Here is an 18,896-nt window from a genome sequence, read left to right on the forward strand (position 1 = left end):
CGATTGTGCGGCGTAGCGTCAAGCCGTTCGCTTGGTCGCCGCGATCAGAAATTCGACATTGCCCTCGGGCCCCGTGATCGGGCTCTCGACCAGGTCCGCGACGTCCCAGCCCTCGTCCGTCAGCCAGTTCCGCACCTCGGCGCAGACGCGCGCGTGGACAGCGGCATCGCGCACGACGCCCTTCTTGCCGACCTCTTGGCGCTGGGCTTCGAACTGCGGCTTGATCAGTGCGACGAGGCGGGCACCCGGTTTTGCGAACGACATCGGCACCGGCAACACTTTCGACAGCGCAATGAAGCTCGCATCGCAGACGACGATGTCGATCAGTTCGGGAATATGCTCCGCAGTCAGAATGCGCGCGCTCGTCTGTTCGTGGACGATAACACGCGCGTCCTGCCGCAGCTTCCACGCCAGCTGGTTGGTTCCTGAATCGACCGCATAAACGCGCGTGGCGCCGCGGCTCAGCAGCACGTCGGTGAAACCGCCGGTCGACGATCCGACGTCGATGGCGACCGCACCCGCCACATCCCAGCCGAGATGGGAGAGCGCATGGTCGAGCTTGATCCCGCCGCGCGACACCCACGGATGGTCGCGCCCCTTCACGCTCAGCGCGGCGTCATCGGCGATCTGCTGTCCCGCCTTGTCGATCTTGCGGTCACCGACAAAGGCCAGCCCCGCAAGGATCAGCGCCTGCGCGCGCGTCCGGCTTTCGGCGAGGCCGCGATCGACGAGCAACTGATCGGCGCGTTGTTTCGCCATCACCTTTCTCCCGTCATTGCGAGGAGCGAAGCGGCGAAGCAATCTCCAGCTATCGGCAAGACAGGGCGATAGCTGGAGATTGCTTCGCTGCGCTCGCAATGACGGCCAAGAGCAATCACTTCGCTTCCAACTTGTCCGTCAGCATCCCCGGCGTCAAAATCTGCGGCAGGACTTCGGGGTTCGCCGCGCCGGGCGCATACCAGAGGTAAAGCGGTACGCTGTTGCGGCCATGTTCGGCCAGCGTGCGCGTGATGACGGGATCGCCGTTCGTCCAGTCGCCGATCAGCGTGACCACCCCCGCCTTATCGAACGCCGCCTGGACAGCTTCGCGGTTGATGGCGCCCGCCTCGTTCGCCTTGCACGACAGGCACCAGTCGGCGGTGAAATAGACGAAGACCGGTTTGTCCGTAGCGCGCGCCTTGGCGAGAGCATCGGGCGAGAAGGTCGACCCATTGCCCTCGGTGGTCCGTTCCGCCTTCGCCACCTCGGTCACGGTCGCACCGAGGCTGACGACAAAGAGCAGGCCGGAGACGATGAGCAGCCACGACCGCCGGTCGCCGCGCTGAACCGCGCCATAGTGCGTGAGCAGCACGAGTGCCATGGCGACCGCGACGGCAGGCCAAAGGAGCTGTTCGCCGCTGCCGAGCTGGCGCCAAAGCAGCCAGGCCAGCGCGAGCGTCGTCAGCGCCATGGGCAGCGCCATCCACTTGCGGAACCGGCCCATCCACGGCCCGGGCTTCGGCAGTCGGTTCCGCAGCGCGGGCACAAAGCCGATCGCAAGGAAGGGGAGGGCGAGCCCCAGCCCGAGCCCGCCGAAGATCGGCAACGCCGCCCACGCGGGCAGCGCCAGCGTTGCGCCGAGCGCCGCGCCGAGCAGCGGCCCGCTGCACGGCGTCGCCACGAAAGCGGCGAGCGCGCCGGTCCAGAAACCACCCGCCGCGCCGCCTTGCGCTGCCAGTTTCTGCCCGCCGCCGAAGGACGGCAGTTCGTAGGCGCCGAGCAGGTTGAGCGTGATTGCCAGCGCGAGGATCAGCAGCGCGAGCACGCTCACCGGATGCTGAAGCTGGAACGCCCAGCCCACCTGTTCACCGGTGGCGCGCAATGCGATCAGTGCGCCACCGAGCAACAAGGCGGTCACGATAGCGCCCGCCGTATAAGCGAGCGCTTCGACCCTGGCCGATCGCGCGTCGCCGCCCGACCGCGCGAGGCTCAACGCCTTCAGGCTCAGGATCGGAAAGACGCACGGCATCAGGTTCAGGATCAGGCCGCCGATGATTGCGCCGCCGAGCGCGGTCCAGAACAGCCCCATGTCGACGCCGCCTGCCGCCGCGGCGATCGGTTCGCCCGCCGCGGGCACGGCGCTGGGGGCGAATGTCAGCACGAGGCCGCGCCCGTCGCCGGTTTTGAGCAGCGCCGCCACCGTCCCTTCGCGCGCGCCCTTGGCGCGCGCCTCGACGATGATGCGATCGCCGTTGCGGCTGATGCGCTGGGGCGCGGCATAGTCGATGACATCCTGCGTCTCGACGAACAGGTGCGGCGCGTCGATCGCCACGCTGGCAGGAAGGGGAATGGCAAACCGCACGCTGTCGCCGCGGCGTTCCCAGCTGCCCTGGCGGTCGAGCGGTTGGGGCAACAAGGCGCGCCAGCGGTCGAAACGGGCGCGCTCCGCGGCCCGAATCGTCCCGTCGCCTGCGGTTAGCCGGACCGATATCACCGCCTTTTCGGGAACGCACACCTTGTCGGTGCAAGCGAGCCAGTTGGCGACCCCCGACAGGGTCAGGTCGGTTCCCGGGGCGACCGACGGGTCAACGTGCATTTCGGCAAGCAACGCATAGGGATGCTCGTAAACATGGTTCATCATGCCGAAGAGGATCAGCGCGTCGGGAACGGGGTAGTGAAAGGGTGCGACGGTCACGCCGTCGGGCAGGTTCCAGTCGACCGTCAGCCCGAACCCCGCATCGCCGCCATTGGCCCAATAGCCGTGCCACGGCTTTTCGGGCGTCATGGCAAGCGCGAGCGTCGTCGTGCCGCCGGGCGCCGGCGCCGTCGATTCGGCGACCAGTCGCGGCGTAATGTGAGTCGCTTGCGCGTACGCAGGACCAACGGCCAGAAGAACCGCGGCCAGCAAGGCCATCAACGCCAGCCCGATGCGTGTCACAAAAGCCTCACTCGCCAATTTCATGCTCCGTCCGCGATCGTCCGCCTTTCGAAGGCTTGCCATATAGGCGGCTTTGGTCGAGAGCACAGCCCGCGCTGACACCCACCTAATGGAGATGCCGCCCGTGAAGCTCAAGAAAACGACCATCGCGCTTGCTGCCGCGTTCTGCCTCACCAATGCCGGACCCTTGTTCGCGCAGGAAGCGGCCCCCGCCGCGGCCTCCGATCCCAAGGCGGTGACGGCCGCCACTCCGGCCCCGAAGCTGCTGGTCGTCATCGCGGTCGATCAGCTGTCGGCCGATCTGTTCGCCGAATATCGCGGTCGTTTCCGCGGCGGCTTTGCGCGGCTCGCGTCGGGCGTGGTCTTTCCTTCGGGTTATCAGGCGCATGGGGCGACCGAAACCTGTCCCGGCCACTCGACGATTCTAACCGGCGCCCATCCGGCGCGCACCGGAATCATTTCGAATAATTATTTCGATCTTTCGGTCGCGCGCGCCGACAAGCGACTCTATTGCGCCGAGGATGAGACGGTGCCCGACACCAGCTCGGGCAGCGGCAAATATGCGCCGTCGGTCAAGCATTTGCTCGTCCCGACGCTCGGAGACCTGATGAAAGCCCGCAATCCGCAGGCGCAGGTCGTCTCGGTCGCCGGCAAGGACCGCGCCGCGATCATGATGGGCGGCCACCGCGCCGATGAAACGCTGTGGCTCGCGCCGACCGGCCTCACCAGCTATCGCGGCACGCCGCTGTCGCCGACCGCCGAGCGGGCGGGAACGGCGATTGCCGCAGCGATCAATCAGCCGCGCGAGCCGCTCGCGCTTCCCGCAGAATGCGCGGCGCACGACATCGCCATTCCGCTCGGCACGGGCGGTTCGGTCGGCACGGGACGCCTGGCGCGCGGCGCGGGTGCCTTCCGCCGCTTCCTGGCATCGCCCGAAGCCGACGGCGCCGTGCTCGCCACCGCCGCAGCGCTGCGACAGGAGCGCCGGATGGGCGAAGGCAGCGGCACCGACCTGCTGATCGTCGGTCTGTCGGCCACCGACTATGTCGGGCACGGCGCGGGGACCGAAGGCAGCGAAATGTGTCTGCAACTCGCCGGCCTCGACCGCGAACTGGGCGATTTCTTCGCGCGCCTCGATGCGACGGGGATCGATTATGCCGTCGCGCTGACCGCCGATCATGGCGGGCACGATCTCCCCGAACGCAACCGTCAGAATGGCTGGCCCGACGCGCAACGCGTCGACACGGCGTTCGATCCGGACGCATTGGGCGATGAAGTTGCCCAAAAGCTCGGGCTTCCGCAGCCTCTGCTGCTCGGCGAAAGCGGTGATTATCATCTGTCGAAAGCGCTGACCGCAGCGCAGCGCAAGGCCGCGCTCGCCGAAATCCTGTCGCGCCTCCGCGCCCATCCGCAGGTCGAGATGGTCGCGACGCGCGAAGAGCTGGCGGCGCATCCCCTCTCAAAGCGCCCACCTGATATGTGGAGCGTGATGGATCGGTTGCGCGCCTCTTTTCATCCCGACCGTTCGGGCGACTTCATCATCGCGCTGAAGGCCCGCGTCACCCCGATCGCCGAACCGGGCATCGGCTATGTCGCGACGCACGGGTCGGTGTGGGATTATGATCGCCGCGTGCCGATAATTTTCTGGCGCAAGGGGCTGGCGGGATTTGAACAGCCCAACGCGGTGATGACGGTCGACATCATGCCGACCCTGGCGTCGCTGATCGGCGTGCCCGTCGATAGCACCGTGATCGATGGCCGCTGTCTCGACCTGATTTCGGGTCCCGAAAGCAGTTGCCGACAATAAGAGAATAAGGACCAATGACGAAGGATTTAGAGGGTTTCACCGGCGCGATGTTGCTCGTCGGGTGCGGAAACATGGCGGGTGCGATGCTCGATCGCTGGCTGGCGGCGGGGCTTGACGCTGCGGCGGTGACGATCGTCGATCCTGTTGCCGTGCCGCGCCAGGGCGTTGCGCAATTTGCGTCGCTTGCCGAATGGCGCGCCGCGGGCGGCACCGCCGATTGGATCATGCTCGGCATGAAGCCGCAGCAGCTTGGGGACGTGGCGGGTGACCTTGTCGACGTCGTGAACGGCGACACGCATCTGCTGTCGATCCTCGCCGGAGTTTCGCTCGCCGATCTTGCCGCGCGCTTTCCGGCCGCGAAGGCACAGGTGCGTATCCTGCCGAATCTTGCCGCGCGCATTGGCGCGGGCGTGTCGGCAGTGGCGAGCAACGGCAATGCCGATATGGCGGCGGTGACTGCCTTGCTCGACGCGCTCGGCACCGTCGTCGCGCTGGACGACGATTCGACGATGGATCTCGTCACGGCCTTTACGGGCAGCGGTCCGGCCTTTGTTTTTCGGCTGATCGAATCCTATGCGGCGGCAGGCGAGCGGCTGGGGCTGTCGGCGGAAGATGCGCTGAAGCTTGCGACGGCGACCTTCGGCGGAGCGACCGCGCTGCTTGCCGAGAGCGGTGAAAAGCCCGGAACGCTTATCGCTCAGGTCGCTAGCAAGGGCGGCACGACGCAGGCGGGGCTCGACGTACTCGACAGCGACGGGCAGCTGGCAGCGCTGCTGACCAATGTGCTGCGCGCGGCGCGCGATCGCGGGCGCGAGCTTGCCGACATTGCGCGCGGCGAAGGCTGAACCGGCGGATCGCTAGCCTGCATCCTTGCCCAGCGCGGCGATACGCCGCCGATCGGCCGCAGGGACGAGCGCTTCGCTGACCTGCCAGAATCCCGTCACCGCCTGTTGCCCGGCGTGGGTATAAGCGCGGCTCATCGTATCGCGCAGCGCCTGGAAAATCTCGCGCTCGGCGACACGGCCGCTGTCGGTCAGGCGCAGTTCCTTGGCCCGCCGGTCGCGATTGCCGGGCCGCGTCGCCACCAGGTCGCGCGCCTCGAGCTCCTTGACCACGCGGCCGAGCGATTGCTTGGTGATGCCGAGCAGCGCGAGCAAATCCGAAATCGTCAGTCCCGGCTGGCGCGCGATGAAATAAAGCGCGCGATAGTGGGCGCGCCCCAGATCCTTTTCGGCAAGCCGCGCGTCGATGGCGCGCCACAGCGAGGCGTGGGCAAAGAACAGAAACTCGATACCGCGCCGTACCTCTTCTTCGCGCAAGAAAAGGGCAGACGCGGCGGGCACTTGTGAAAGAAAATTTTCATCCGGCATAGTCGCTACCGTTGCGCGCCGCGCCGGTCTTTGGCAAGAGGCGCGCTCCATAAACCGCCAACAACAGGTGTTTTTGATGTCCGCTCCCGCCTTTGCCCGTCTGCCGCATCCCAATCCCGTGGCCGACGACGTACGCGCGGCAGCGATTGCCGATCCGGTTTTCGGGCGCGTCTTCACCGACCATATGGTGTCGATCCGCTATACCGAGGGGCAGGGCTGGCACGATGCGCAAGTGATGCCGCGGGGGCCGCTGACGCTCGATCCGGCGACCGCGGTGCTGCATTATGCACAGGAAATCTTTGAGGGGCTGAAGGCCTATCGGCTCGACGACGGGTCGATGGCGCTGTTCCGCGTCGATGCCAACGCCGCGCGCTTCAACGCTAGCGCACGCCGCATGGCGATGCCCGAAATGCCCGAGGACATGTTCGTCGCCGCGGTGAAGGAAGCCGTCGCCGCCGACGCTGGCTGGTTCCCCCCGGTCGATGGCGGTGCGCTCTATCTTCGCCCCTTCATGTTCGCGAGCGAGGTGTTTCTTGGGGTCAAGCCCGCGGCGGAATATCGCTTTCTTGTCATCACCTCGCCGGTCGGCAATTATTTCAAGTCGGGCGCACCGGCGATCTCGCTCTGGGTGTCGGAGGATTATACCCGCGCCGCGCCCGGCGGCACCGGCGCCGCGAAATGCGGCGGCAATTATGCCTCAAGCCTGGTTGCGCAGCGGGAGGCGATCGCCAAGGGGCACGACCAGGTCGTCTTCCTCGACGCCGCCGAGCATCGCTGGATCGAGGAACTGGGCGGCATGAACATGTTCTTCGTTTTTGACGACGGCAGCCTCGTCACCCCGCCGCTGACCGGCACGATCCTGCCCGGCATCACCCGCGACGCGATCATCACGCTGGCCCGCGACGCCGGCCTGGCGGTGCGCGAAGAGCCCTATGCGATCGACCAGTGGCAGGCCGATGCCGAAAGCGGCCGCCTCACCGAAAGCTTTGCCTGCGGCACCGCGGCGGTGGTCACCCCCGTGGGCAAGGTGACGCGCGGCGACTCAAGCTTTGCCATCGGCGCGGGCGGCCCCGGACAGGTCACCGAAATGCTCAAGGGCAAGCTCGTCGACATCCAGCGCGGCCGCGCCGCCGACCCCCATGGCTGGGTCACCCGGATCTGACGCGCACGCCTTGCCATTGATGGCACGGACGCTATAGACGCGCTCGCACCGGCCGTTGGGGCGTAGCCAAGCGGTAAGGCAGCGGTTTTTGGTACCGCCATGCGCAGGTTCGAATCCTGCCGCCCCAGCCAGCCGGAGCGTCTATCCTTCGTCGCGCCTAAGCTTCGACCAATGCGTGATATTCGGCTTCGGCGAGGAAGCGTTCGGCGTCGAGGGCGGCCATGCATCCCATGCCGGCGGCGGTGACGGCCTGCCGGTACAGCTTGTCGGTGACGTCACCCGCGGCGAACACGCCGGGGATCGCGGTCAGCGACGTGCCGGGCGTCACCTGAAGATAGCCATCGTCGTCGAGCGGCAGCTTGCCCCTGAACAATTCGGTTGCGGGGCTGTGGCCGATCGCGACGAAGCCGCCATCGGTCGGCTCGTGGCTCGCGGCGCCAGTGACGGTGTCGATCAGGTCGACGCCGACGAGACCCGACACGCCCTCGCCCGCGACGAAGCGTTCGACCTGCTTGTTCCACAGCACCTTGATCTTCGGATTGGCGAACAGGCGGTCCTGCAGGATCTTTTCGGCGCGCAGCGAATCGCGGCGATGGATCAGCGTCACATCGTCGCTGTGGTTGGTAAGGTACAGCGCCTCCTCGACCGCGGTATTGCCGCCGCCGATGACGACGACCTTCTTGCCGCGATAGAAAAAGCCGTCGCACGTCGCACAGGCCGACACGCCCTTGCCGCCGAGTTCCTGCTCGCCGGGAACGCCGAGCCATTTCGCCTGCGCACCGGTGGCGATGACGAGCGTTTCGGCGAGATAGACGTCGCCGCCGTCGCCGGTCAGGCGGAACGGCCGCTCCGACAGGTCGACGTCGACGATCGTGTCCCAGATCATCGACGTGCCGACATGCACCGCCTGCGCCGTCATCTGTTCCATCAGCCAGGGCCCCTGGATCACCTCGGCGAAACCCGGGTAGTTTTCGACATCGGTGGTGATCGTCAGCTGCCCGCCCGGTTGCAGCCCCTGCACGACGATCGGCATCATGCCAGCGCGCGCGGCATAAATGGCGGCCGACAGCCCCGCAGGGCCGGACCCCAGAATGAGCATCTTCGTGTGGTGGGTGGCGGGCATGACGATCCTGTTTCTGTGCGAATGACGGCGATTGCGATACCCCCCATATCCGTTCGCATCGAGCGAAGTCGAGATGCCGCAAAGGACGGCGCCATAACGATGGGTGTCTCGACTTCGCTCGACACGAACGGGAAGAAAGGAATCGCGGCAGGCACAAATGGGAGTTGTAACGCGCGCTGGCAAGGGACAGGCTGCGCGCCAGGAGGGAGAGACGGCGATGGCAAGCTGGTGGGAGAGGCACGGCGTCCCGCGCCTGATCAAATGCGCCTGTTCGCAGGGGCAGATCATGAAGCTGAGGAGCCGGGTGGTGCCGTATGCGCGCGGGCATGTGCTCGAACTGGGCTGTGGCGGCGGGATCAACATGGAGTTTTACCGTCCGGAACAGGTCGAAAGCTTCACCGGGCTCGACCCTTCGCCCGAATTGCTGGCGATGAGCCGCGCGGCAGCTGCGGATCGCGGGATGGCGGCCGACATCCGCGGCGGCGTCGGCGAGGCGATGCCGTTCGAGAGCGGACAGTTCGATACCGTCGTCACCACCTTCACCCTTTGCTCGGTTGCCGATCAGGCCGCGGTGCTCGCCGAAATCCGCCGCGTGCTGAAACCCGGCGGGACTGCGCTGTTCCTCGAACATGGCGGTGCGCCCGATGCCGGGGTTGCGAAATGGCAGCGGCGGATCGAGCCGGTGTGGAAACGCATCGGCGGCAATTGCCACCTGACGCGCCCGATCAGCGACGCCTATGCCGCGGCGGGCTTTGCGGTCGAACGGCAGGGCGCCGCCTATATGCCAAAAACGCCGCGGCCGTTCGGCTGGGTCGAATATGGCGCGGCACGGGTTGCGGGCTGACGGTTCAACTTTTCTCCCCGACCTCTACCAAACCGTGCCCGACGCTCACCCGCTCGTCGAAGACGAAGCAGCTGCCGTGCCAGCGGCTTTCGGACGCCGGCACCTGTTCGAGATAGGCGAGAATGCCGCCTTTCAGGTGGACGACATCGTCGACGCCTTCGTGGCGCAGGAAGGCGGTCGATTTTTCGCAGCGGATGCCGCCGGTGCAGAACATCGCGATGCGCTTGCCCGCGAAGCGATCGGCATTGGCGCGCCACCAACCCGGAAAGTCGCCGAAGCTTCTGGTTTCGGGATCGACCGCGCCCGCAAAGCTGCCATAGCCGACCTCGAAGGCGTTGCGCGTGTCGATGAGCACCGTGTCCGGATCGTCGACGAGCGCGTTCCAGTCGGCGGGGTCGATATAGGGCGCTGCATCGCGCGCCGGGTCGAGCCCCGGCACTTTCAGCGTCACGATTTCCTTTTTGAGCCGCACCTTAAGCCGCTGGAACGGCATCGCGGCGGCGGTCGAATATTTGACGTCGAGTGCGGCGCAGCCGGGGAGCGCGCGGATGTGATCGAGAACGGCGGCGATGCCGGTTTCGGTGCCCGCGATGGTGCCGTTGATCCCCTCGCGCGCGAGGAGCAGCGTGCCCTTGATGCCTTCGGCGGCGCAGCGGTCAAGCAGCGGCTGGCGCAGCAACGCAGGGTCGTCGAAGGCGGCAAAGCGGTAGAGGGCGGCGACGGTGAAGGTCATGGCGGCGTCCCCTTAGACAAAAGCGCTGCCCAAGGGAATGATCCTCCCTGTCGCGCAGCGATGGGGAGGGGGACCGCCCGAAGGATGGTGGAGGGGCCGCAACCTTGGCGCCATAGCCCCTCCGTCAGCGCTTCGCGCTGCCACCTCCCCATGGCCTTCGGCCACAGGGAGGATACCGGCCTATCTGAACGGATCGCTTTGCGCCGTGGCATAATGCGCCATCGCCATCGTGGTCCATTGCGCGTTGACGCGGATGCAGCTGGGGAAGACGCTGGCGTCGGTGACGAGGACGTTGGTCGTGCCGTGGACGCGGCAATCCAGGTCGACGATGCCGTGCTGGGGGTCTTCGTTCATCGCATTGCCGCCGTGGGGGTGGCTGCTCGACAGGGTGACATCATCCTGCTCGCGGATCGCGGCGTCGAAAAAGGCGTCGATGTCCATGTCGGGCCTCACCGTCTGGCCCTTTGCGAGCGCGGGATAGCATTCGAGCGCGCCCGCGGCGAAATGCACCTTGGTCAGCGTCGCCATTGCGCGGCGGAGCAGCGGCAGATCGTCGCTGGTATCGAGGCGGAATTTGAGCTTGCCGTCGACGATCTGCCCGCGCCGGTCGGCGGGAAACAGGATGCCCGCCGAATGGACGCGGCCATAATTGCGCATCCGGTCGGCATGGTCTGCGAACCAGCCGGGCATAAGCGAGGCCATCGACATCGGCGGTTGAAAATGGCTTTCGAGCAGAAAGTCGCCGCAATCGACATAGCTCGACATCTGATCCTCGTCCCACGCATCGCCGCCGGTGCCCGGCGGCATCAGCGCGACGACGGGCGAGGCGACGTTGAGCGACACCTGATAGCCGGTATGGTCGATGTCGCTGCGATCAAGCAGTTTGGATGAGGCAATCGTGCCCGCGGCGACGACGACGCCGACGCGCGCGCGGACAAGGCGCTTCGATCCATCGGGCAAGGTGAGCCGCACCGCCTCGGCCTCGCGCCGACCGTCGATCGCGGTCTGCCACAGGATCTGATCGACCTTGGCGCCGGGCAGGATGCGTGCGCCATGGTCGCGGCACGCCGCCGGCAGATAGGTCTGCGCGACGCCCATGCGGCGGCCATAAACGCAGCCCGAATTGCAATAGCCGCAATAGGCGCAGGCATTGGGCGTATTCGGCGGCCCGAAATTCTTGTCGAACCAGTCGGCGACCGCGCGCTTGTCGCTGGGATCGGACGAGGCATCGGCATAGGCGTGCCATCCGTTGATGAGGTGCGGGCCGTTGTGGCGCCCGCTGCGCGGTTCGATGCGCGCGATGCCGAGCATCGCCTGCACCGCGTCATAGCTGGCGTGAAAGGCCGCGGGGTCGATCGGCGCACCGATCTGTGCCCATTTGGCGAGAACGTCGGCTGCGTCGGGGTGGGTGCGGCCGGGTTCGTTCACACGCAAACATATGCCATTGTTGATCGTCGACGATCCGCCGACGCAGCGCCCCTGAAAGACGACGAAATCGCGGTTGGTCGTCGTCTGCACCGCGCCATGTTTGTAAAGCTTCGCGATCATGTCGAGCTCGTGGTGGGTGATCGCATGGCTGGGATAGAAAGGCCCCGCCTCGACGATCAGCACCTTATAGCCCTGCGCCGCGATATTATAGGCGGCGACCGCGCCGCCCGCGCCCGAGCCGACGACGATCACGTCATATTCGTCCCCGACGCTGTCGGCGGTCAATATATGCGCGGGATCGATCTCGCGGCCCTGAACAGGCGTGATCGGGACGTCACCCGGCCCGCGCGCGCGGAATTTGGGGAGCGCGAAGCCGATCTGGCGGTGGACGGGGTTCGCAACATTGTCATCCTGATCGCCGGGCAGCCAATGACCGTAATAGCAGGCATAGACGATGCCGCGCAGTCGCCCCATGTCCTGGAACAGGTCGAGGCGGCTGTCGCGCATCCGGTCGGCAATCCGCTCGACGCGCGTCGCAACATCGGTTTCGGCGAACATCGGGCCGAGCGCGATTTCGGTAAGGGTGAGCGAGACGCGCATCTCATCCAGCTTGGTCCCCCCGACCTTGCCGAACAGGTCGGCGATATTGGCGACGACCTGATCGGCCGAAATCGCCATCGCCGCGCCGTCGAACAGGGCCTCGGTGATCGCCTTCAGAAATTTGAGCTGCCCCGAATTGAACGGTCCCGTCATCGTTCTTGCCCCCATCTTCCCGGCTATGCAGATGGAGGGTTATAGCGCGCGAAGGCAAGAAATATTGTACGGGATCGCCACGCGATGCGCGGCGGTCGGCGCGAAGCCGCTACGCTCCGGCAGGCAGCATCTGTGCCGGCGCGGATGCCGCAGCCGCTTCGGCGGGAAGAAACGGACGCACTGCGGCCATCCCCTGCGCGACATAAGGCTCCTTTTCGCCCACCGGGGCGACATAGTGCAGGGCCGCTTCGGCCTCATCCGTTCCCGCCCGCCGCGCAATCATCCATGCGGCCAGATATTGCGAGGCAAGGCAGCCGCCCGCCGTCGCGACATTGCCGTGGGCGACGAAGGGCGCATCGAGCACGTCGATCCCCGCCTCAATCACCCATGGCTTGGTGATGAGGTCGGTGCAGGCAGGCAGATCGCCGATCAACCCCAGCTTGGCGAGCAGCAAGGTTCCCGAACATTGCGCGCCGATCAGCTGGCGTTCGGGGTCGAGCCGGATGCGCGCGAGGAGGTCGGCATCGGCGGCATGGTCGCGCGTGCGCATCCCGCTGCCGATGATCACCGCATCGGCCTCTCGGACGAACTCCAGCGGCTTTTGCCGTTCGACCGTCACGCCGTTCATCGACGTGACCCGCGGCGTCGGCGCGGTGATGTGTGCGGCCCAGCCCTGCGCGCGCAGCCGATTGAGGATCGCTGCGGCGACGAAGCTGTCCAGTTCATTGAAACCGTCGAGCGTCAAAACAGCGATCTGCATCTTATCCTCCTGAACGAACCGAGGAGCGATCTATCACGCGAGGGCGATAAGGAAAACGCTTTTCAGATCAGCGCATTGCCAGTTGAGGATGCGGCACGGTCAGCGCCTTATTGTGCGGATGATTTCGAAGAGGGAGGGAGCCTTTATCCCCCGCCCGCCGCGCTTGGCAGCCGCGACGGGGGATGAGGTTCGTTGTGCACAAAAGAACATTAAGGGAACAAAATTCACTCGTCAACCCCCCGGCAGCGTTAATCTTTCGATCGGCCCGAGCGATTGACGTAAACGTCAATCAGCGCCAAGGCCGGGCCAGCCAAGGAAAGGGAGACGCATGTCCGAACAACCGAAATTCGATCTGACAGGGCGCGTGGCGCTGGTAACGGGGGCCTCGTCGGGGCTGGGTGCGGGTTTTGCGAAGGCGCTCGCCGCGGCAGGCGCCAAGGTGGTGCTCGCCGCGCGGCGCGCCGACAAGCTGGCCGAGCAAGTCGCGGCGATCGAGGCGGCGGGCGGGCAGGCGATCGCGGTCAGCATGGACGTCACCGACGAAGCGTCGACCAAGGCGGCCTATGACGCCGCCGAAGCAGCCTTTGGCACGGTCGACACGATCGTCGCCAACGCCGGGGTAGCGACCGAAAAAAATGCGATGGGCCTGTCGGTCGAGGATGTCGATTTCCTACTCGCCGCCAATGTCCGCGGCGTGTTCCTGACCGCAAACGAAGGCGCGAAGCGCCTCGACCAGGCCGGAAGCCGCGAGAAGCAGCATGGCCGCATCGTGCTGATCGGATCGATCACCGCGGAGAAAGTCTTTCCCGCCACCTCGGTCTATGGCGCGACCAAGGCGGCGGTGCGCCATCTGGGCAAGGCGCTGGCGCGCGAATGGGCGCGGCGCGGGATTTGCGTCAATGTCATCCAGCCCGGCTATTTCGCGTCCGAAATGACCTCAGACCTGTTCGAAAGCGAAACCGGCGCGGCGATGGTGAAAAGCTTTCCGCGCCAGCGGATGCGCCCCGCAACCGACCTGCACGCGCCGTTGCTGTTGCTTTGCTCCGACGCCGCTGCGGGTATCACGGGGAGCGTCTTCACAATCGACGACGGGCAGACCTTGTGAGCGCGCTGCTGATCGAGGCGCGCGGTGCGGTCGAGATCGCGACACTCAATCGGCCCGAGCGGCTAAACGCGTTGAACGAGGCGCTGGTCGACGAACTCAACGCCTATTTCGGCGGGCTCGCCGAGCGCCCCGACGTGCGCGTCGTGATCCTGCGCGGTGCGGGACGCGGTTTCTGCGCGGGGCTGGACATTCAGGAGGATCGGTCGGGTGACGAAACGCCGGTGCTCCGCATGATGCGCACGCAGACGCGGATCGGCAATATCTATCGCAAGATGCGCGCCTGTCCGCAGCCGGTCATCGCGCTGGGGCACGGCGCCGCGTGCGGCGGCGGGTTGTCGCTGCTGCTCGCGTCGGACGTGCGCTATGCCGCGCCGTCGCTGCGCTGCAACGCCGCTTATATCCGCATCGGGCTGGGCGGGTGCGATATGGCGTCGAGCTATTTCCTGCCGCGGCTGGTGGGCGCGAGCCTGGCCGCCGAGATGATCCTCACCGGGCGCTTCGTCGACGCCGAGCGGGCGCTGCGCGCCGGGCTGGTCAGCGAGATTGTCGATGAAGCGGCGCTACTCGACCGCGGGCTGACGCTCGCCGACGAGATGCTGGCGACGAGTCCGCACGGGCTGCGCCTGTCCAAGCAGGCGCTGAACCTCAACATCGACGCGCCGAGTCTGGAAGCCGCGATGGCGATCGAGGACCGGCAGCAGGTGATCCTGTCGGCGACAGAGGATCATAAGGAGGCGTTGTCCGCGTTTCTGGAGAAGCGCGCGCCCGAATATCGCGAGCGGTAATGCCGCCGCGCGCGCCCCATTGACTCGCCATTATATTGGCATAGTAAATGCCATATCCCTTGGGGGTGGGAGTGATGGCAGTGCGCAGGAGGACCACTAGGCCGGGTCGCATAGGCGGGTCCCGGCGTGCTGCCATCATCGCGCTTACCTGTTTGCTGGCGGTTCCATCGGGTCAGGCGCAGCAACGATCCGCACCGCCGCGCCAGCCCAATATCGTCATACTGCTCGCCGACGACTGGGGATTTTCGGACGTCGGCGCTTTTGGTTCCGAGATCGCGACGCCGCATATCGATGCGCTGGCGCGCGCGGGGATGCGCTTTTCGAACTTCCACGTCGCGGGTTCCTGCTCGCCGACGCGCGCGATGCTCCAGACAGGGGTGATGAACCACCGCAATGGGCTCGGCAACATGCCCGAGACGATCCCCGACGAGCATCGAGGCAAGCCGGGTTACGACACGGTGATGAACCTGCGCGTCGTGACGATCGCGCAGTTGCTGAAAGCGGCGGGATACCGCACCTACCTCACCGGCAAATGGCATCTGGGCAGCGACGCGAAACGCCTGCCGCATGCGCGCGGATACGACCGCGCCTTCAGCCTGGCCGATGCGGGTGCCGACAATTTCGAACAGCGCCCGATCGAGGGGCTGTACGACAAGGCGAACTGGACCGAGAACGGCCGCCCCGCGACGTTGCCTCGCGATTATTATTCGTCGACCTTCGTCGTCGGGAAGATGATCGATTATATCGAAGCGGATCGCCAGAGTGGCAAACCCTTCCTCGCGTCGATCAACTTCCTCGCCAACCATATTCCGGTGCAGGCGCCCGACAGCGACATCGCGCGCTACGCGGCGATGTACAAAGACGGGTGGACGGCGCTGCGCGCAGAGCGCGCGCGGCGTGCGGCGGCGTTGGGCATCGTGCCCGCGGGCACGCCGATGGTGACGATGCCGACGACGCGCGACTGGCAGAGGCTGGACGCCGACGAGCGCGCGGCGGCGGTGCGCGTGATGCAGGCCTATGGCGGCATGGCGACCGCGATGGACCGCGAGATCGGGCGGCTGGTCGCGCACCTCAAAAGGACGGGCGATTACGACAATACGATCTTTGTTTTTCTCTCCGACAATGGCGCCGAGCCGACCAATCCGTTCGGCTCGCTGCGCAACCGGCTGTTCCTGGCGATGCAATATGACCTTGCGACCGCGAACATCGGGCGGCGGGGCAGTTTTTCGGCGATCGGGCCGGGCTGGGCGAGCGCGGCGGCGTCGCCCTTGTCGGGGTATAAGTTCAGCGCAACCGAGGGCGGGCTGCGCGTTCCGCTGATTATCGCCTGGCCGGGGCATGGCGAGATCAAGGCGGGCGCGATCAGCGACGGGCTGGCGCACGTGACCGACTTGTTGCCGACACTCGCCGAGCTGGCGGCGGTGCCGCTGCACAACGGGCAATGGCAGGGCCGCGACGTCGAGCCGGTGACGGGACGGAGCCTGGTGCCGATGCTGAAGGGCGCGACTGCAAGCGTCCATGGCGATGCGCCGCTCGGCTATGAGCTGTCGGGCAATGCCGCGCTGTTTCGCGGCGATTACAAGCTGGTGCGCAACCTGCCGCCGACCGGTGACGGCAAATGGCGGATGTATAATCTCAGAGCCGATCCGGGCGAGGCGCGCGACCTGTCTGCGGCGATGCCCGATCGGTTCGCCTCGATGCTCGCGGACTACCGCGCTTATGCGAAAGCGAACGGCGTGCTCGACATCCCCCCGGGCTATACCGCCGACGAACAGATCAACCGTTATGCGTGGGAGCAGCAGGGGCGCAAACGCGCGATCAAGGCTGGGCTGTGGCTGGGCGGCGGATTGATGGTGCTGGCGTTGCTGGTCTGGGGCTGGCGGCGGCGGCGCGCGCGGGGTTAAGGTTTGTGGGGATATTCGGCCGTTTTGCACGGCAAGCGCCCGGCACAGCCCCCGCAAACGCCATCCAAAGGTCAGGAAAGGTCAGCCTTGTGCAGCGGCCGATCTGCCATTCCCCCGGGACATGCCGCGCCCGGCTTCTGCGCCCGCCTAGGGGCGGGAACGACCCATTTTTTGTCCATATATTGAAAGAGCTGAGGTGAAGGCTGGCACAGCGGGGTCATGTAGGACAGCGTTTTTTTTTATGTCCAGTTTGGGGTGGGCAGCGGACGTTCCTTCATTTCCGTTCGTGTCGAGCGAAGTCGAGACACCCATCGACGCCAAGCCTCGCCCGAGGGGCATCTCGACTTCGCTCGATGCGAACGGGTTAGGGGAGGGCGGCAAATGCCGCAATCGTTCGATTCCAGACTCTGCGAGCTACGATCCTCCCTGTGGCGAAGCCATGGGGAGGGGGACCGCTCGCGCAGCGAGTGGTGGAGGGGCTGCAACGTCGGCGCCATAGCCCCTCCGTCAGCGCTTCGCGCTGCCACCTCCCCATGGCTCCGCCACAGGGAGGATTAGTGGCCGCCTTCGGTCGCAAACCGACATCGCTACGAAACGGGCTTAGTCTGTCGGTGCCGGGCGCGCGGGGTCGATCAGGCGGAAGCCGATATGGTCGGTGCCGAGGCTGCGTTCCTGGAACTGACGCGCGGCGGGGCGATAGCGGGCGCAATAATTGGCGGCGCACAGGAAACTGCCGCCCTTGATGACATTGCGCTCGTTGCCCGCCGCGCTCGTCGTCCATTCCCAGACATTGCCGATCAGGTCGTGGACGCCGTGCGCGTCGGCGAGAAAGCAGGCGACCGGGGCGCGGCCCGTAAAGCCATCGGTGCCGAGGTCGCGGACGGGGAAGCTGCCCTGATAAAAATTGGCGCGCGGTTTGCCGTCCTTGCCGACGGGGACGTTGCGGTCGGCGCCGCCGCTCGCCGCGGCGAGTTCCCATTGTTCCTCGCTCGGCAACGCCTTGCCCTTCCATCTGGCGAAGGCGAGCGCATCTTCATACCCTATCTGCACGACCGGATCGCGGTCGCGGCCGTCGATAGTCGTCGCGGGCCCTGCGGGATGGCGCCACTCGGCGCCGACGACCCAGCGCCACCAGTTCGGGTTGCCATCGGTCGGCGCGGTGAACACCGCCGATCCGGGGACGAGCATGTCGGGCGGCGCGCCGGGGAGCGGCGGCGGGTCTTGCTCGGCGAGCGTTTTATAGCCGGTTGCGCGGACGAATTCGGCGAACTCGGCATTTGTGACCTCGTGCGTCGCGATCCAGAAGCCCGCGACGGTGACCTCGCGCGGCGGGCCTTCTTCGGGCAGATGCGCGTCGGCGCCGATCGTGAACGTCGCGCCGGGGATCCAGGCATAATCCTGTGCGGGCATCGCGGGACATTCGGGGGGCTTGGCCTCGGCAAGCGGGGCGTCGGCATCGTTGCTGCACGCGGCGAGCATGGCCAGCAGGAGCAGCGCGGCGGCGCGGATCATGCCCGGGTGGTCGCGACCAGCGCTTCGATCATATGCGCAACGACGCCGCTCGCATCCTCGACCGACAGCCCCTGATCCTGCCGGATCGCGCGCCAGTTCTGGAACGACAGCGCCGCGCACAGCGCTTCGGTCAAATATCGGTTGCTCGCGACGTCCGGCGGCAGGAGGCGCAGCACCAGTTCGCGCTCCATCGTTACCACCTGCGCATATTGGCCGAGCAGATAGGGCGACTGATAGCGTTTGATGTTCGCGGCGAGACGAAAGGGCAGCATCGTTTCAAACACGCGCACCCGCCGCCGCGTCAGTTCGCGCAGATTGGCGCGCCAGTCGCCATCCGGATAGGGGGCGGTGACAATCGGCCAGATGCGTTCGCCGATGATCCGCGAGATTTCGCGGTACAGGGCGTCCATGTCGTCGAAATGGCGGAACACGGTGCGCAGGCCGACGCCCGCTTCGTCGGCGACGCGCGCCGCGCTGGGCATCAGGTCGCCCGCCTCGATCAGCGCCATCATCGCCGCGACGATGCGTTTGTAACTCGACCGGCTGCGCTCGCGTCGCCCGTCGGGACGCGCGTCGGGGCCGCCGTCGGCCACGTCCGCTTGTACTTTCCCCGCCATGCTCTCTCCGCTGGCCCAGCTCGGCGCCCAGGTCAATGCCTCGCACGAAGCCGCTTGCACGCCTTCCAATATAATG

The 18,896-nt window shown here is 66.3% G+C and carries 16 protein-coding genes and 1 tRNA gene; 8 read left to right on the plus strand and 9 right to left on the minus strand.

The window, feature by feature from the left end:
* Positions 1-18: 18 nt before the first annotated feature.
* Both VSX77_RS10155 and VSX77_RS10160 read right to left on the minus strand, forming a co-directional pair.
* Positions 19-759, minus strand: coding sequence for a TlyA family RNA methyltransferase (locus VSX77_RS10155; protein WP_338424487.1), 741 nt, complete (start codon positions 757-759; stop codon positions 19-21).
* 115 nt (positions 760-874) lie between these two features.
* Positions 875-2,941 carry a protein-disulfide reductase DsbD family protein gene (locus VSX77_RS10160; protein ID WP_338424488.1) on the minus strand — a complete coding sequence of 689 codons (2,067 nt, stop codon included), beginning with the start codon at positions 2,939-2,941 and terminating at the stop codon, positions 875-877.
* An 85-nt stretch (positions 2,942-3,026) separates the two neighbouring features.
* On the opposite strand from VSX77_RS10160, the gene VSX77_RS10165 reads away from it, so the two are divergent.
* The gene (locus tag VSX77_RS10165) at positions 3,027-4,724 is read left to right on the plus strand and encodes an alkaline phosphatase family protein (RefSeq protein WP_338424489.1); all 1,698 of its coding nucleotides are present in this window, start codon (positions 3,027-3,029) and stop codon (positions 4,722-4,724) included.
* A 14-nt stretch (positions 4,725-4,738) separates the two neighbouring features.
* Positions 4,739-5,569 carry a pyrroline-5-carboxylate reductase gene (gene proC / locus VSX77_RS10170; RefSeq protein WP_338424490.1) on the plus strand — a complete coding sequence of 277 codons (831 nt, stop codon included), beginning with the start codon at positions 4,739-4,741 and terminating at the stop codon, positions 5,567-5,569.
* Between the two features lie 12 nt (positions 5,570-5,581).
* Here proC and VSX77_RS10175 read toward each other — a convergent pair whose 3' ends face one another.
* On the minus strand, positions 5,582-6,094 hold the full coding sequence (locus tag VSX77_RS10175) for a MarR family winged helix-turn-helix transcriptional regulator (protein ID WP_338424491.1): 513 nt from the start codon (positions 6,092-6,094) through the stop codon (positions 5,582-5,584).
* Positions 6,095-6,170: 76 nt separating this feature from the next.
* Between VSX77_RS10175 and VSX77_RS10180 the strand changes: the two genes are divergently transcribed.
* Together VSX77_RS10180 and VSX77_RS10185 are read left to right on the plus strand one after the other, a co-directional pair.
* Positions 6,171-7,256: a branched-chain amino acid aminotransferase gene (locus VSX77_RS10180; RefSeq protein ID WP_338424492.1), complete on the plus strand. Its 1,086-nt coding sequence runs from the start codon at positions 6,171-6,173 to the stop codon at positions 7,254-7,256.
* A gap of 56 nt (positions 7,257-7,312) precedes the next feature.
* Positions 7,313-7,387: transfer RNA gene (locus VSX77_RS10185), tRNA-Gln, on the plus strand.
* A 26-nt stretch (positions 7,388-7,413) separates the two neighbouring features.
* Here the strand turns inward: VSX77_RS10185 and trxB are convergent.
* Positions 7,414-8,379 (minus strand): thioredoxin-disulfide reductase, encoded by a 966-nt coding sequence (gene trxB, locus VSX77_RS10190; protein ID WP_338424493.1) that lies wholly within the window; start codon positions 8,377-8,379, stop codon positions 7,414-7,416.
* Positions 8,380-8,596: 217 nt separating this feature from the next.
* Here trxB and VSX77_RS10195 point away from each other — a divergent pair, with 217 nt between their 5' ends.
* Positions 8,597-9,223: a class I SAM-dependent methyltransferase gene (locus tag VSX77_RS10195; protein WP_338424494.1), complete on the plus strand. Its 627-nt coding sequence runs from the start codon at positions 8,597-8,599 to the stop codon at positions 9,221-9,223.
* A 4-nt stretch (positions 9,224-9,227) separates the two neighbouring features.
* On the opposite strand, the gene VSX77_RS10200 is transcribed toward VSX77_RS10195, so the two are convergent.
* The 3 genes from VSX77_RS10200 to VSX77_RS10210 all read right to left on the minus strand — a co-directional run bounded on the left by VSX77_RS10200 (position 9,228) and on the right by VSX77_RS10210 (position 12,897).
* The gene (locus tag VSX77_RS10200; protein WP_338424495.1) at positions 9,228-9,956 is read right to left on the minus strand and encodes a rhodanese-related sulfurtransferase; all 729 of its coding nucleotides are present in this window, start codon (positions 9,954-9,956) and stop codon (positions 9,228-9,230) included.
* Between the two features lie 180 nt (positions 9,957-10,136).
* A complete protein-coding gene (locus VSX77_RS10205) occupies positions 10,137-12,137 on the minus strand; it encodes an FAD-dependent oxidoreductase (RefSeq protein WP_338424496.1) in 2,001 nt (666 codons plus the stop codon).
* A gap of 109 nt (positions 12,138-12,246) precedes the next feature.
* Positions 12,247-12,897: a DJ-1/PfpI family protein gene (locus tag VSX77_RS10210; protein WP_338424497.1), complete on the minus strand. Its 651-nt coding sequence runs from the start codon at positions 12,895-12,897 to the stop codon at positions 12,247-12,249.
* A gap of 328 nt (positions 12,898-13,225) precedes the next feature.
* Here VSX77_RS10210 and VSX77_RS10215 point away from each other — a divergent pair, with 328 nt between their 5' ends.
* From VSX77_RS10215 to VSX77_RS10225, 3 genes are all read left to right on the plus strand, one after another.
* On the plus strand, positions 13,226-14,002 hold the full coding sequence (locus tag VSX77_RS10215; RefSeq protein WP_338424498.1) for an SDR family NAD(P)-dependent oxidoreductase: 777 nt from the start codon (positions 13,226-13,228) through the stop codon (positions 14,000-14,002).
* On the plus strand, positions 13,999-14,787 hold the full coding sequence (locus tag VSX77_RS10220; RefSeq protein WP_338424499.1) for an enoyl-CoA hydratase/isomerase family protein: 789 nt from the start codon (positions 13,999-14,001) through the stop codon (positions 14,785-14,787). The genes VSX77_RS10215 and VSX77_RS10220 overlap by 4 nt, the downstream gene beginning before the upstream one ends.
* 152 nt (positions 14,788-14,939) lie before the next feature.
* Entirely contained in the window at positions 14,940-16,691 is a 1,752-nt protein-coding gene (locus tag VSX77_RS10225; protein ID WP_338424500.1) for an arylsulfatase, read from the plus strand.
* 600 nt (positions 16,692-17,291) lie between these two features.
* Here the strand turns inward: VSX77_RS10225 and VSX77_RS10230 are convergent.
* Together VSX77_RS10230 and VSX77_RS10235 are read right to left on the minus strand one after the other, a co-directional pair.
* Positions 17,292-18,203 (minus strand): formylglycine-generating enzyme family protein, encoded by a 912-nt coding sequence (locus VSX77_RS10230; RefSeq protein WP_338424501.1) that lies wholly within the window; start codon positions 18,201-18,203, stop codon positions 17,292-17,294.
* Positions 18,200-18,820, minus strand: coding sequence for a TetR/AcrR family transcriptional regulator (locus tag VSX77_RS10235; protein ID WP_338424502.1), 621 nt, complete (start codon positions 18,818-18,820; stop codon positions 18,200-18,202). Before VSX77_RS10235 ends, VSX77_RS10230 begins: the two co-directional genes overlap by 4 nt.
* Between the last annotated feature and the right edge of the window lie 76 nt (positions 18,821-18,896).

The organism is Sphingopyxis sp. TUF1, assembly GCF_036687315.1.
Lineage (GTDB): Bacteria > Pseudomonadota > Alphaproteobacteria > Sphingomonadales > Sphingomonadaceae > Sphingopyxis > Sphingopyxis kveilinensis.

Bases quoted from the DNA above. Each gene is read 5' to 3' on its own strand.
- VSX77_RS10175 (WP_338424491.1), bottom strand. From the start codon at position 6,094: ATGCCGGATGAAAATTTTCTTTCACAAGTGCCCGCCGCGTCTGCCCTT.
- VSX77_RS10210 (WP_338424497.1), bottom strand. From the start codon at position 12,897: ATGCAGATCGCTGTTTTGACGCTCGACGGTTTCAATGAACTGGACAGC.
- VSX77_RS10155 (WP_338424487.1), bottom strand. From the start codon at position 759: ATGGCGAAACAACGCGCCGATCAGTTGCTCGTCGATCGCGGCCTCGCC.
- VSX77_RS10195 (WP_338424494.1), top strand. From the start codon at position 8,597: ATGGCAAGCTGGTGGGAGAGGCACGGCGTCCCGCGCCTGATCAAATGC.
- VSX77_RS10235 (WP_338424502.1), bottom strand. From the start codon at position 18,820: ATGGCGGGGAAAGTACAAGCGGACGTGGCCGACGGCGGCCCCGACGCG.
- VSX77_RS10165 (WP_338424489.1), top strand. From the start codon at position 3,027: ATGGAGATGCCGCCCGTGAAGCTCAAGAAAACGACCATCGCGCTTGCT.
- trxB (WP_338424493.1), bottom strand. From the start codon at position 8,379: ATGCCCGCCACCCACCACACGAAGATGCTCATTCTGGGGTCCGGCCCT.
- VSX77_RS10215 (WP_338424498.1), top strand. From the start codon at position 13,226: ATGTCCGAACAACCGAAATTCGATCTGACAGGGCGCGTGGCGCTGGTA.
- VSX77_RS10230 (WP_338424501.1), bottom strand. From the start codon at position 18,203: ATGATCCGCGCCGCCGCGCTGCTCCTGCTGGCCATGCTCGCCGCGTGC.
- VSX77_RS10180 (WP_338424492.1), top strand. From the start codon at position 6,171: ATGTCCGCTCCCGCCTTTGCCCGTCTGCCGCATCCCAATCCCGTGGCC.
- VSX77_RS10205 (WP_338424496.1), bottom strand. From the start codon at position 12,137: ATGACGGGACCGTTCAATTCGGGGCAGCTCAAATTTCTGAAGGCGATC.
- VSX77_RS10160 (WP_338424488.1), bottom strand. From the start codon at position 2,941: ATGAAATTGGCGAGTGAGGCTTTTGTGACACGCATCGGGCTGGCGTTG.
- VSX77_RS10200 (WP_338424495.1), bottom strand. From the start codon at position 9,956: ATGACCTTCACCGTCGCCGCCCTCTACCGCTTTGCCGCCTTCGACGAC.
- proC (WP_338424490.1), top strand. From the start codon at position 4,739: ATGACGAAGGATTTAGAGGGTTTCACCGGCGCGATGTTGCTCGTCGGG.